Here is a 13,363-nt window from a genome sequence, read left to right on the forward strand (position 1 = left end):
CTAGATGCGCGACTGCAACTCCTGAACCAGTGCATCTAGGGCGACTGCGTGCTGCTCGTGGGACTCAAGGTTCTTCAGCTGAACCTCGCCCGCGGCCAATTCAGACTCGCCGAGGACCAACGCAAATCGGGCTCCAGCGCGATCGGCACCCTTCATCGCGCCCTTCAGACCGCGGCCGCCGTAGGACATATCTGCGCGGATACCCGCTTGGCGCAGCTTATTGATCTGCACCGCCATAGCGTGAGCGGCTTCTTCACCGAGCGCAACACCATACACATCGACGCGTCGACCATCGCTGGCCTGCTTGCCCTCTGCTTCCAGTGCGAGCAGCGCGCGATCCACACCCAAACCAAAGCCAATTCCAGACAGCTCTTGGCCGCCTAGCTGCGCCATCAGCCCGTCGTAGCGACCACCGCCACCGATACCCGACTGAGCACCAAGGCCGTCGTGAACAAACTCGAAGCACGTCTTGGTGTAGTAGTCCAGTCCGCGCACCATTCGAGGATTGATGACATAGGGCACCTTCATGTCATCCAACAGTCCAGTCACAGCTTCAAAGTGACCGCGAGCGCTGTCAGAAAGGTGGTCCAGCATCAGCGGCGCGTCGGCAAGCATTTCCTGCATTTCCGGTCGCTTATCGTCGAGAACGCGCAGCGGGTTGATGTTTGCACGGTGGCGCGTTTCCTCATCCAGAGGCAGGTCAAACAAGAACTCCTGCAGCTTAGCGCGATATTCAGGGCGGCAGGTGTTGTCGCCAAGGCTTGTCAGTTCAAGGCGGAAGCCTTCGAGCCCGATACCGCGGAAGCATGCGTCGGCAAGCGCGATGACTTCAGCGTCCAGCGCAGGATCATCGACGCCGATTGCCTCTACGCCCACCTGCTGCAACTGACGGTAACGGCCTGCCTGCGGGCGTTCATAGCGGAAGAATGGCCCCGCGTAGGAAAGCTTGACCGGCAACTGACCGCGATCCAAATTGTGCTCAATGACCGCGCGCATCACGCCCGCGGTACCCTCCGGGCGCAGGGTGACGGAGCGGCCGCCGCGGTCGGCGAACGTGTACATCTCCTTGGTGACGACGTCCGTCGATTCACCTACGCCACGTGCAAAAAGCCCGGTGTCCTCGAAAATTGGCAGCTCAATGTGCTCATAGCCCGCAAGTCGTGCGCGGTGCTGGAATGAGTTTCGCACCGCCTCGAATTCGCGGGAGACCGGCGGGACGTAATCCGGCACGCCCTTGGGCGCGGAGAATGGCTTCAACTTCTTTGGCTTCTGGCTAGAGTTCACCCCGCTAACTCTACCTGCCAACTCTCACGACGTGTCAGCCAGGCTAGGTGAGGTTTTGCAGGAACGGGTTGGTCGCGCGCTCCTCGCCTATCGACGATGCGGAGCCATGGCCCGGAAGAATCATGAGGTCATCCGCCAGCGGGAGGACCTTATCCTTCAACGACTGCTGCATGTGCTCCGGACTACTGCCCGGCAAATCTACGCGACCGATAGCCCCCTTAAAGAGGACGTCCCCGCTGAAGACAATCTCATCTTCCCCATCGGAAGCGCGCAGCATCACGCATCCCGGAGAGTGACCCGGAGCGTGAATGACTTCGAAATTCAACCCTGCCCACTTTACTTCGTCGCCATCCTCGAAGAAATCGGCTTCCGTATAAGCCTGCATAGAATCGATGTCAAAGAGGTGTCCGAAAGAAGAACCGCCGAGCTTCGGATTGGCCAGCAACACATTGTCGCTTTCGTGAATGAAGACGGGGATATCCCAGAAGTCGGCGGCCTCCGCGACATCGCGGACATGGTCGATATGACCATGGGTCAGCAGAATTGCTTCCGGCTTCCAATCTCGCTTCTCAACCTCGCCGCGTACTACCTCGAACGCCCCCATGCCCGGGTCAACAATGACGCATGGGGTGGACAGGCCGTCCATTTCCGGAGCGCCTGTTGCCACGTAGCAGTTGGTCTGAAAAGGGCCGGCTGCAAAACCAAATATCTCCATGGCGCTCCATTGTAACGATTGTGTACAGCCCCCGGCAGGCTATTTGCGCCTTCCAACAACGGGAAGAGAGCACCTTTCCCCTTGCTCGTTGGCCTGTCATCTCGCAAATGGGAAGCAATCCCGGGCATAATGGTCGATTGTGTACGCGACGGTGACCGACTGAGCTGTTACTTCAAATGCGGTCACTATCAATGGGCAAAATCGTCCGCTGGTGTTCCGTCACCAGCAATAGATGACTAACAGATACGGAGAAAGACTAGTGGCCAATAATGAGCAAAGGCGCAAAGATGCGATGCGGACGCTCGAGCGCGAACTTAAGCGCCGTGCACGTGCCGAGAAGCTGAAGCCACTGGGCGTTGTCGTAACTACCTTGGCTATCCTGCTCTTTATCGGTGGCGGCATCTACTTGCTGACCACGGCTGGCGGCGCTGACGACAATGAGGCCGCTGATGAATCCACGGCTCCAGTCGAACCTGCAGCTCTGACAGCTACTCCCGTCAGCGGTGAAAAGGTTCCAATGAAGCGCTCTTCCCCACTTCCGGAAACCGTGACCTGTGACTACCCGGATGATGGCGAGGCATCGAAGGACATAGATAAGCCAGCTACCGACAACGTTCCCGCCACTGGCACTGTAACCATCACCCTGAAGACTAACCAGGGCGACATTCCGATGGAGCTGGACCGCGCTATTTCACCTTGCGGCGTCAATGCAATTGAGCACATGGCCAAGTCCAACTACTTCAACGACACCGTGTGCCACCGTATTACCGGTGGTGGCCTGAACGTTCTGCAGTGTGGCGATCCGACTGGTACCGGTACCGGCGGACCGGGCTTCAAGTTCGCTGGCGAGTGGCCGGTCAAGGATTCCGGCCTGGATCAGAACACCCCGTTGGTGTACCCGAAGGGCTCTATCGCCATGGCAAACCCGAGTGACCCGGATGCCAACGGCAGCCAGTTCTTCCTCAACTGGGCAGATTCTCAGCTGCCTCCGCAGTACACCGTGCTTGGCTCCATGACTGACGAGGGCACCAAGACGGTTGCGGACATTGCGAAGAACGGTATCGAGGGTGGCGGTACCTCTGACGGTAAGCCAGCTAAGGAAGTCCGTATTGAGAAGGCGGAAGTCAAGTAGCTGACTCAACTGACTGATTCAGAAATTAATCAAAAACAGGGTCAAGGTGAATCACCTTGGCCCTGTTTTAGTATCTACGCGGTCTCATCCTTTTTCACATATCGATGGCTACTAAACCGCCTACTGACCAGAAGTAATGCGGTAGACATCGAACACTCCCTCGACACCGCGCAGAATGTTGAAGATATAGCCCATCTGCTTAGTGTCCGAAACCTCGAAGCTAAAACGCATTACGGCAACGCGGTCATCGGAGGTATGAGAGGACGTCGACAGGATTGAGACCTTCTGATCGGAGAAAACGCGAGTGATCTCCGAGAGCAGTCCGTGACGGTCAAGTGCTTCGATTTGCACCGTAACCATGAAGACCGCACCGGAGGAATCCGTTGCCCAGGAAACCTCGATAATGCGCTCGGGCTCCTGGTGCAGCTTCTCCGCATTAGTGCAGTCCGTACGGTGCACACTGACCCCACCGCCGCGGGTGACGAAGCCAAAGATGGCATCGCCCGGCACAGGCGTACAGCATTTGGCAAGCTTAGCGGCCATATCCGCGCTGCCTTCTACCAACACACCCGTGCTGTCAGCGCGGCGCGGAGTGTTGTGCACGTTCATCTTTGAAATTGGCGTGCGGGAGACCAACTGCTCTTCGGCATCGTCCGCGCTCGAGAACTGCGCCATCAGCCGGTGAGTCACATGCTGCGCTGAGACCTGCCCCTTACCGATAGCGGTATAGAGCGCATCGACATCCGCATAGTGCAGCTCGGAGGCAATCTGCTTGATGGACGCCGGAGTGAACAGGCGGTGCATCGGCAGACCGCCGCGCTGTACCTCTGCAGCCAGCGCGTCACGGCCGGCATCGAGTGCCTCCTCGCGGCGCTCTTTGGCAAACCACTGACGGATCTTTGCCCGCGCACGTGGAGTTTTAACAAACTTCTCCCAGTCCTTAGACGGACCGGAATCGGCATCCTTGGACGTGAAAATCTCGACGCGGTCGCCAGTTTTTAGCGGTGATTCCAACGCCACTAGCTTGCCGTTGACTTTGGCACCAATACATCGGTGACCTACTTCAGTATGGACCGCGTAGGCAAAGTCGACCGGCGTGGAGTCCGCAGGCAATGTGATGACATCGCCCTTAGGTGTGAACGCAAAAATTTCAGTGACTGAGAGGTCATAGCGCAGGGAGTCCAGGAACTCGTTAGGATCTGCGGCCTCCCGCTGCCAATCCAGCAGCTGACGCATCCACGCCATCTGATCGACTTCGGCGGAATCTCCCTTGTGAGAGCCCTTGGTTTCCTTGTAGCGCCAGTGTGCGGCAATGCCGTACTCAGCGTTGTAGTGCATCTCATGGGTGCGAATCTGCACTTCTAGCGGGGAGCCACCTGGACCGATGACCGTTGTGTGCAACGACTGGTAAACCCCGAAACGCGGCGCGGAAATATAGTCCTTGAATCGCCCCGGCATGGGTTTGAACAGCGAGTGGACGGCACCCATGGCGGCATAGCAGTCCTTGGTCGTGTCCACCAGAACTCGAAGTCCGACCAGGTCAAAAATCTCGTCGAACTCATGGCCGCGGACAATCATCTTCTGATAAATCGACCAGTAGTGCTTCGGCCTGCCCTGTACCTCAGCAGCAATGTGAGACTCCTTCAGATCCTTCTGAATCATCTCGGAGACTTCCTGGATGTACCGGTCCCGCTGCGGCGCTCGATCTGCGACCAAACGCACAATCTCGTCGTACTTCTTCGGGTACAAAATGGCGAAGGAGAGATCTTCCAACTCCCACTTCACGCTGGCCATTCCCAAACGATGCGCCAGCGGTGCAATCACCTCGAGGGTCTCACGGGCCTTCTTAGCCTGCTTTTCCGGCGGCAGGAAGCGCATTGTGCGCATGTTATGCAGCCGGTCAGCCACCTTGATAACCAGCACGCGCGGGTCCTGGCTCATGGCGATAATCATTTTTCGCACGGTCTCTGCCTCGGCGGCGGAGCCCAACGCGACCTTATCCAATTTGGTCACGCCGTCGACCAACCGTGCGACTTCTGGGCCGAAGTCCCGCTCCAGGTCCTCCAGCGTGTAATCGGTATCTTCGACCGTGTCATGCAGCAGCGCTGCCACCAGCGTGGTGGTATCCATGCCGATCTCGGCCGCAATAGTAGCGACTGCAAGCGGGTGAGTGATGTATGGCTCGCCGGATTTCCGATAGACGCCGTCGTGAAGGCGCTCGGCGGTATCGTAGGCACGCTGAAGCACAGCCAAATCTGCGCGCGGATGCACCTGTCGATGCACCGCGACAAGGGGATCTAGCACCGGGCGGATCTTCGTTCTGTTGCCGGTAAGGCTTCGCGCTAGGCGGGCACCATAACGGCGTGCGGGCCCTTCAGCCATGACTCATTCACCCCTTATTAACCACGTACAGAGGCAGATCAGCAAGCTTCTCCCGAGCTCCCAGGCCTTCAACCTCCAGCACGGTGCACAGCCCGGTTACCTCGACTCCAGCTGTCTCCAGCAGAGCGCGAGCTGCACACAGGGTGCCACCAGTTGCCAACACATCGTCGACAAGTACGGCCTTCTTGCCCTTCAGCTCAAAACCACTAGCCGGAATCTCAAGCGCGGCCGTACCATATTCCAGTTCATAGGTCTCGGTCAGCACAGGCGGTGGCAGCTTACCCTTCTTACGAATAGCGAGCACTCCCAGTCCGAGCTTGTACGCCACCGCAGAACCCAGCAGGAATCCACGCGCATCTAGGCTGCCTATAACATCAGCCCCGAACTCTTCCACCTTGGCGGAAATCTCGTCCACAATCAGGGCGAACGTCGTGGCGTCGGCAAGCGCCGGCGTCAAGTCCTCGAAGAGTACGCCCTCAACTGGAAAATCGGGCACAAACCGAATCTGATCGGCTAATGCCTCACGCGCGTGTGCATACGACACAGGTTTAAGCTCCTTTTCGGCGAAAAGAAAAAGTGCGGGTACCTGTCAACGATACCCGCACAATGCGCTTTTAAAGTAGTTTCACCCGAACCACTGGGAGGCGCTACCTCCTACTGCCCCGGACGCCAGGACAGCGGCTTGTCTTCATCGCCCTCAAGCTTCGGAGTCGTCACCGTTCGTTTCGGCGTCGACTGCTCCATCTCGCTTGCCGACGGCTCCTTCGAGCCCGAGTCCTCCGCAACATCAGTGGTGGCGGAATCGGTGTCCGATCCGGCCCCCTCAGATGCCTTTGCGCGAGCGGACAGTACCGCTTCGTCATGCTTGCGGTATTCACGCTGCCGCGACTTGAGAGACACCAACAGCGACGAAGCCAGGAAAATCGAAGAGAACGTACCCTGAATAATGCCGATGAGCTGAACGAGTGCAAGGTCCTTCAGCGTACCGACCCCCAGCATGCCCACGGCGATGACCATCAGTGCCAGGATTGGCAGGAGCGTCGACACCGTGGTGTTAATAGAACGCATGATGGTTTGGTTGACCGCCAGGTTCACCAACTCAGCGTAACTTCTACGGGTCGATGAACGATAGCCTGCCGTGTTCTCGTCGACCTTGTCGAAAACCACGACGGTGTCGTACAGGGAGAACGACAGCACTGTCAGCAAGCCGATAATGGTTGCCGGGGTGACGTCAAGACCAATGAGCGCGTAGATGCCCATAATCACGATTGCATCCACAACCAGGGCGAGAATTGCGGCAATGGCCATGTCGCGCTCGAAGTGAATGGTGATGTAGATGAACACCAGACCCAGGAACACCACTGCAGCCAGCAGCATTCGGTTGGTAATCGAAGAGCCCCACGACTCCGACACGGTCGAGTCACCAATGGCATCCGGGGTCTGCTGCCCCTGCACATCGACGGGCTTGAATGCATCATTCAACGCGATGCGAGCACTATTAATCTGGTCCTGAGTCAGCTTCTCAGAGGTGATCTCCAGGATTCGGCCCTCACCAGAACCGATAATTTGCACCAGCTCCGGCTTCACGCCGGTGGCCTCGGTGAAAACCTCCTCGGCCTGCTCAGTTGTCACTGAGGCCGGCGGCATAGTCATCTTGGTACCGCCCTCGAAGTCGATACCGAAGCTGAACCCGCGAATCAGCATCGCTGCGAAAGCAACAACGATGATGGCGACGGCAATCTGGTACCAGCGCTTCCGCTTGCCGACGATGTTGATTCCACCCTCGCCGGTGTAGAGGCGGCGGAAGAAGGAGTCGTCTTTCACGCTTTCTGGCTCAGTGATTAGCGCCGGATTCGTCTGAGTAGTATTCATGGATTCCTACTTCCCCTCATTCGCGCTGGAGTGAGCTGCACCGGTGTCGGCAGCCGTACTGGCGGAGGCATCGGAGGCTCCGGCCTTCTTACCGGCAGCTACAGTCTTATTCCTCTGTGCAATCTCCATGACCGAGCCGAAGCCGTTCATCGACGGCTTGGACAAAGCTGGCCACTTACGAGTAGCCAGGATGACCAACGGCGCAGTCACGAGGAAAGCCGTCACAATGTCGAATGCTGTGGAGAGACCAAGTGTGAACGCGAAACCGCGGACATCGCCAACGGCCAGGATGTAAAGAACCACAGCCGCAATGATGGACACAAAGTTACCCGATAGGATGGTGCGCCGTGCTCGTCGCCAAGCGTGCGGAACCGCGGAGCGGAAAGTTCTACCCGCGCGGATTTCGTCCTTAATGCGTTCGAAGAAGACGATGAAGGAGTCAGCCGTTACGCCGATAGAGATGATGATGCCGGCGATGCCAGCGAGATCGAGCGAGTAGCCAATCCAACGACCAAGAAGGACAAGGACGCCGTAGACCATCGCTCCAGCTGCTGCCAGCGAAACCAGCGAAATCACGCCCAGGCCGCGGTAGAGAGCAATCGCGTAGACGACAATCAGGGCGATACCGATAATGCCGGCAAGCAGACCGGCTTCCAAGGAAGCCGAACCAAGCATGGCCGGGATAGTCGTGGTGGTGCCGCCCGGCTCGCCGTCCTCACCTGCGAACGACAGCGGCAGTGCACCATAACGCAGGTTATTGGCCAGCCCCTGTGCCTCGTCGATTGAGAAGTCGCCCGTGATGCGGGTGGCAGAACCAACTGGGGTTGCCTCCTGAATCACCGGGGCGGAAATGACCTTCGAGTCCAACACGATAGCGACCTGCCGCTGCAGGTAGTCATTGGTCAACTTGGTCCATGTGCGAGCGCCGGTGTCATTCTTCCCGGACTTGAAGCTAAAGGAGACCTGAATCTGACCAGACTGCTGATCGTAACCACCGTTAATCGGCGCATTGGTATCAATAGCGTCGCCGGACAGACGCTGGCCCTTGGCCTCGTCCTCCTGCCCAATCAACAGCGGAGCCTTGCCCAGGAAGATGGCTTTACCGCCTTCGGGCGCACAGGTCACCAGCGGCTTGGCCGGGTCATCGGCCCCCTGTAGCGGATCAACTGCATCGCGGTTATCGCAGGTCATCAGCGCAGCGGCTGCAAACTGTGTCGTTGGGTCTTCGGACTGGCGAGTCGCCAACAGCACGTCACGAACCTTCGTACGCAGCTCGGCCGCTTCAATTGAGTTCGCCGGCTTTGCCGGAGCTGTTGCGTCCAACTTCGGGGCCTCGCCCAGCGACTTGGTCAGCTCCTCGGGAACCGGCTGATCTGGGTTCTGTTCCTTGAAGGCATCAATTGCACGCTTCTGCGTTTCGTTCATGTCCTTGTAGAGGTCATCAACACGCTTGGTGGCGTCCTCCTTCGACAGGACACCGATTGACACCCAATCTTCAGCAGTCTTCTTAACTACCTCGCCAAAGGCAGCTTCATCAGGGCCCTGGGTGGGCTGTTCTACCGGACGGAAGAAGAGCTGCGAAGTCTGGCCGAGCGTACGCGCCTCCTGTGAGTCTTCACCCGGCACGGTAATGACCAGCGTGTCACCGTCGGTGACAACTTGAGCGCCGCTGACGCCCATGCCGTTTACGCGGTTCTCCAGAATCTTGCGAGCCTGGTCCAGCTGATCGCGCGTCGGCTTTTCGCCCTGCGGCACCAAGGTTACTCGGGTACCACCCTGCAAGTCGATGCCCAACTTTGGCTTGGCTGATCCGCCGCCGGTGAAAAAGACGAGTGCGTACGTAAGGATGAGGAAGCCAACAAACAGTGCCAACAGCCACTGCGGCCAGTTCCTCTTGAATGTATTCGCACCGGATCTGGATTTGCTGTTCAAAGCAAAGTCTCCTGAATCGTGACGTTTAGGTACTTAAGCGCTTCGGGTAGAAACGCAGGTCTATAACCGCACCGCGAAATCGCGCGATACCAGGAAGAGGCATTGCGGGCGTCGCTAAGCAAAGCTATAAACACCAACCGCTAGAGAATAACCGATTTAGCGTAGTGCGCCGGTTTTGACTTGTACCTATTTAGTGAAAATCTTGCCCACGCTTGCCGACGGCGAAACCTGGGACGCGCCCGCTAGCCTCACGGCGCACGCTACAGCTTGGATGCATGCAAACCGACGGGGCGTGGGCGTGCAAAAAACTGCTACTGCTTTTCGGTGGAAGTGGAACCGTCTGTACCCGGGTTATCCGGGGTACTCGGAGTATTCGGGTTCTCGACCTGCTCATTGACGTCCGAAGCTGCATTGTCAGCCGGGCCGTGGCCGGTGATTTCTTGGACGTCGCCGACGTGGTCATCTGGCGCATCGGAAACACGGCCACGTCGGTCACGGTGAGCGTAGCTAGCTCCGGTACCGGTGGTGAGGTTGCGGGCAATGGCGCCCTTTTCCCAACGGGTCACGATGCCGTCAGCGATAATCAGGTCGACGGTTGTTTCGGTCGTATCAACGACCACACCATGCATACCGGAACCGGTGATGACCTCTGCGCCCGGGGCCAACTTATCCTGCATGTCCCGAATGGTGCGCACCTGCTTGTTCTGCTTGATGATCTGCCAAATTGGCAGCGCCAGGAACAAGAAAATAAGTAGGAGGAGAATAGTTTGATCCATGTCTGCCGAGTTTAACGAATTGCCAGCTAGCAATTCCACACTGCCCCGGCCAGGTCGATGAGAAAGCTATTCTCCGATAGTTCCCTCCGGAGGCTGCAACCCCAAGTGCCGCCATGCTCGGGCAGTTGCAACACGTCCGCGCGATGTACGCGCAATCATCCCGGCACGGACCAAGTAGGGCTCGCACACTTCTTCCACAGTCGAGGGCTCCTCACCGACTGCCAGCGCCAGGGAATTCACGCCCACCGGGCCGCCACCGTGCCCCTTGACCAGGGCAGTCAGCACTGCGCGGTCCAAGCGGTCCAGCCCAAGCTCATCGACATCGAAGACAATCAACGCCGCCTTGGCCGCACCAAGATCAATAACGCCACCGGAGTGAACATCTGCGAAATCGCGAACGCGACGCAGTAGGCGGTTGGCAATTCGCGGGGTACCTCGCGAACGCGAGGCAATCTCCACTGCAGCCTCTGGGCTGATATCCACCCCGAGGATCCCAGCGGCACGGGTAACCACCTTTGTCAGATCCTCGACCTCGTAGAACTCCATCTGCGCAGTAAAACCGAAACGGTCACGCAGTGGGCCAGTCAGCATACCCGAGCGCGTCGTTGCGCCTACCAGCGTAAAAGGTGGAATCTCGAGTGGAATTGACGTAGCTCCAGGCCCCTTGCCCACGATGACATCAATACGGAAATCTTCCATTGCCATGTAGAGCATTTCCTCCACGGGCCTGGCAATGCGGTGGATCTCGTCAATGAAGAGTACATCGCCCTCGAGCAGGTTCGATAGCATTGCTGCCAAATCGCCAGCGCGAATAAGCGCCGGACCGGACGTCATTCGCAGGGACGACCCCATCTCCTGCGCAATAATCATGGCCATGGTGGTCTTACCCAGGCCGGGAGGTCCCGACAGCAGAATGTGGTCCGGAGTCACATTTCGTCCCCGTGCCCCGGAGAGCACCAAATCCAGCTGCTCGCGGACCTTGGGTTGGCCGATAAACTCCCCTAACGACTTTGGTCGCAGGTTCGATTCCGCATCGACTTCCTCGACCTGAGCGCGGGCATCGACATCACGTTGTGCACCATTTCCCCCACCGCCAAAATGGTCGTTGGCTGCTCCATCTAAAGAGTCCCTGAAGGGATTGCCCGACACGTTAAACTCCGTGCGCTCGATATCGCTCATAGTCCCCTCATCCTAGTGCACTGCCATTTTTCATCATCAATGTAGCTGCAGGTCCTCGACCTGGATTTACTTTTCGCCCAATGTCTTTAGCGCCGCCTTCAGCGCCATTGATGTATCCAAGGTCGGATCAATCCGAACAACAGTCTCCGCTGCCTCATTCGCATCAGCTTCCGGGAACCCAAGCCCGACCAAAGCACCAACGACCTGATCCAGATCTGCCTTCAAAACAATGCCAGGCGCTGCTCCGCTTGCAGCTTCCTCCGGCTGGGATACCGCCCTATCCGCGAAAACCTCGACCTTATCCTTCAACTCAACCAACAGGCGCTCCGCCAATCGCTTGCCGACGCCGTTAGCCGCCTGGAGGGCCTTGGCATTCTTTGAGGCAACCGCATTGGCAATCTCGGCCGGCGACAGTACCGATAGAACAGACATCGCTACTTTTGGCCCCACTGTCGAGACAGTGCGCAAGAGCGCAAACATCTCACGTTCCTGCGAGTTGGCAAAACCAAAAAGCGTAATCGCATCTTCACGAACCGCCATTGTGGTCAACATGAAAGTCTGCTCATGCCTCACCAACTGAGAAGCTAACCTGCCCGTAATGGTGACCAAATGCCCGACACCACCGCACTCGATAACGCAATAGTCCGCACCGAGATCGATAACCTCACCGCGAAGAGATGCAATCACTTCTTACAATTCCTTTCACTACGGCTTCCCTAAAGACACCGCGATAAACGCCGAACTCACAAGTGTTCTCTAGCAAGATCCCCCTACCGCGAGGGATTCTCACGGCGAGAAAGCTCCAGCTCCCGCTCCTCGTGCTGCTTAGCAAGCGCAGCCAAGGTGTCGCGCTGGCGTTGCAGAACCGGACCACGCCAACAGTGGCAGATAGCGATGGCCAACGCATCCGCTGCGTCCGCAGGTTTTGGCGGAGTTTCCAACCCGAGGATTCTCGTCACCATCATGGTCATCTGCTTCTTATCGGCCCGGCCGTTGCCGGTAAGCGCCTTCTTTACCTCCGACGGCGTGTACATATGCACTTCCAAACCGCGTCTAGCCGCAGCGAGGACAAGGACACCAACCGCGTGCGCAGTCTGCATTACGGTGGACACGTTGCCGCGCTCGAATACCCGTTCCATCGCAACCACGTCCGGCTCGTACTCATCCATCCACTGCTCCACGGCATTGGAAAGCCGTAGAAGACGATCCTCCAACGATGCCGTGGTTGGTGTGCGGGCGACCCCCACCGCAATGGGAATGACTTTCCTGCCCTGAGCACCTTCCGCAATGGAGAGACCACAACGAGTAAGGCCAGGGTCGATACCCATCACCCGCAGAGATCCAGCTCGATAATTCACCTCTCCACTAATACCACATTTCGAACAGCTGTTTGTATCGTAGCTACACGGGGTACCAACCGTTGGTTCTGATAGGTTTAACACCATGAATTCACCGAAGAAGCTCTACGGCGTTCTCGCTGCAGCTGAAATGGTCACGTGGGCTCTGCTGCTCTTGGGGCTGGCACTGAAGTACCTGTTCAAAGTCACTGACATCGCCACCACCATCTTCGGCGGCATCCACGGTTTTACGTTCCTGTGCTACGTAGTCACCACCATCATGGTGTGGATCAACCAGCAGTGGAGCTTTGGCCGCGGTGTCATCGGCCTCGCCTCTTCTATCATTCCATTCGCAACCTATCCGTTTGAACGAAACACCCTGAAGGCAGGCCTCTTGGATCGGCCCTGGCGCTTTACCGACGAATCCGAGGAGCCACAGGGCATTTTCGAGTGGGCACTCGCGATGATTATTCGCCGCCCGTTTATCTCGGCATTCGTCATCCTGATTGTTCTCGCCGTGGTCTTCACACTGTTGCTGATGGCGGGACCTCCGACTCAGTGGTTCTCTTAAAACGGTTCTACTAAAACTTTCAGAAACCAAAATCGGGTTTATTGGCAAAAGTGTGTCCGTCTGGCGTGTCGACCGGTGCGTCGGCGGGCGGGCACCCTTCGCTACTTACCCCAATGCGAGTTACTGACTGCGTTTATGACAAAAATGACCTGGTAGGGTCAGGCGGTCATTGCATCATGGATA

General features: G+C 57.6%; 12 protein-coding genes. 2 read left to right on the plus strand and 10 right to left on the minus strand.

Features of this window, described 5'->3' with window-relative positions; translation table 11 throughout:
- Both hisS and HMPREF2751_RS02215 read right to left on the minus strand, forming a co-directional pair.
- Positions 1 to 1,284, minus strand: coding sequence for a histidine--tRNA ligase (gene hisS, locus HMPREF2751_RS02210; RefSeq protein ID WP_070595292.1), 1,284 nt, complete (start codon positions 1,282 to 1,284; stop codon positions 1 to 3).
- 43 nt (positions 1,285 to 1,327) lie between these two features.
- The gene (locus HMPREF2751_RS02215; RefSeq protein WP_016422690.1) at positions 1,328 to 1,999 is read right to left on the minus strand and encodes an MBL fold metallo-hydrolase; all 672 of its coding nucleotides are present in this window, start codon (positions 1,997 to 1,999) and stop codon (positions 1,328 to 1,330) included.
- A 292-nt stretch (positions 2,000 to 2,291) separates the two neighbouring features.
- Between HMPREF2751_RS02215 and HMPREF2751_RS02220 the strand changes: the two genes are divergently transcribed.
- Entirely contained in the window at positions 2,292 to 3,131 is an 840-nt protein-coding gene (locus tag HMPREF2751_RS02220; RefSeq protein WP_070595294.1) for a peptidylprolyl isomerase, read from the plus strand.
- Positions 3,132 to 3,251: 120 nt separating this feature from the next.
- Here the strand turns inward: HMPREF2751_RS02220 and HMPREF2751_RS02225 are convergent, their stop codons facing one another.
- From HMPREF2751_RS02225 to ruvC, 8 genes are all read right to left on the minus strand, one after another.
- The gene (locus HMPREF2751_RS02225) at positions 3,252 to 5,513 is read right to left on the minus strand and encodes a RelA/SpoT family protein (protein ID WP_016422688.1); all 2,262 of its coding nucleotides are present in this window, start codon (positions 5,511 to 5,513) and stop codon (positions 3,252 to 3,254) included.
- Positions 5,514 to 5,520: 7 nt separating this feature from the next.
- A complete protein-coding gene (locus HMPREF2751_RS02230) occupies positions 5,521 to 6,057 on the minus strand; it encodes an adenine phosphoribosyltransferase (RefSeq protein ID WP_016422687.1) in 537 nt (178 codons plus the stop codon).
- A 110-nt stretch (positions 6,058 to 6,167) separates the two neighbouring features.
- Positions 6,168 to 7,385: a protein translocase subunit SecF gene (secF, locus tag HMPREF2751_RS02235; protein ID WP_070595296.1), complete on the minus strand. Its 1,218-nt coding sequence runs from the start codon at positions 7,383 to 7,385 to the stop codon at positions 6,168 to 6,170.
- A 6-nt stretch (positions 7,386 to 7,391) separates the two neighbouring features.
- Positions 7,392 to 9,317, minus strand: coding sequence for a protein translocase subunit SecD (gene secD / locus HMPREF2751_RS02240; RefSeq protein WP_070595299.1), 1,926 nt, complete (start codon positions 9,315 to 9,317; stop codon positions 7,392 to 7,394).
- A gap of 311 nt (positions 9,318 to 9,628) precedes the next feature.
- Entirely contained in the window at positions 9,629 to 10,093 is a 465-nt protein-coding gene (gene yajC / locus HMPREF2751_RS02245) for a preprotein translocase subunit YajC (protein ID WP_070438357.1), read from the minus strand.
- Between the two features lie 66 nt (positions 10,094 to 10,159).
- Positions 10,160 to 11,272 (minus strand): Holliday junction branch migration DNA helicase RuvB, encoded by a 1,113-nt coding sequence (gene ruvB / locus HMPREF2751_RS02250; protein WP_049190793.1) that lies wholly within the window; start codon positions 11,270 to 11,272, stop codon positions 10,160 to 10,162.
- A 66-nt stretch (positions 11,273 to 11,338) separates the two neighbouring features.
- On the minus strand, positions 11,339 to 11,959 hold the full coding sequence (gene ruvA, locus HMPREF2751_RS02255; RefSeq protein WP_048731308.1) for a Holliday junction branch migration protein RuvA: 621 nt from the start codon (positions 11,957 to 11,959) through the stop codon (positions 11,339 to 11,341).
- A gap of 83 nt (positions 11,960 to 12,042) precedes the next feature.
- Positions 12,043 to 12,600: a crossover junction endodeoxyribonuclease RuvC gene (gene ruvC / locus HMPREF2751_RS02260; protein ID WP_048731311.1), complete on the minus strand. Its 558-nt coding sequence runs from the start codon at positions 12,598 to 12,600 to the stop codon at positions 12,043 to 12,045.
- Between the two features lie 115 nt (positions 12,601 to 12,715).
- Between ruvC and HMPREF2751_RS02265 the strand changes: the two genes are divergently transcribed.
- Positions 12,716 to 13,180: a DUF3817 domain-containing protein gene (locus HMPREF2751_RS02265; RefSeq protein WP_049190796.1), complete on the plus strand. Its 465-nt coding sequence runs from the start codon at positions 12,716 to 12,718 to the stop codon at positions 13,178 to 13,180.
- Positions 13,181 to 13,363 lie beyond the last annotated feature (183 nt).

The sequence above is a fragment of the Corynebacterium sp. HMSC063G05 genome, from assembly GCF_001810555.1.
Taxonomy (GTDB): Bacteria; Actinomycetota; Actinomycetes; order Mycobacteriales; family Mycobacteriaceae; genus Corynebacterium; species Corynebacterium jeikeium_D.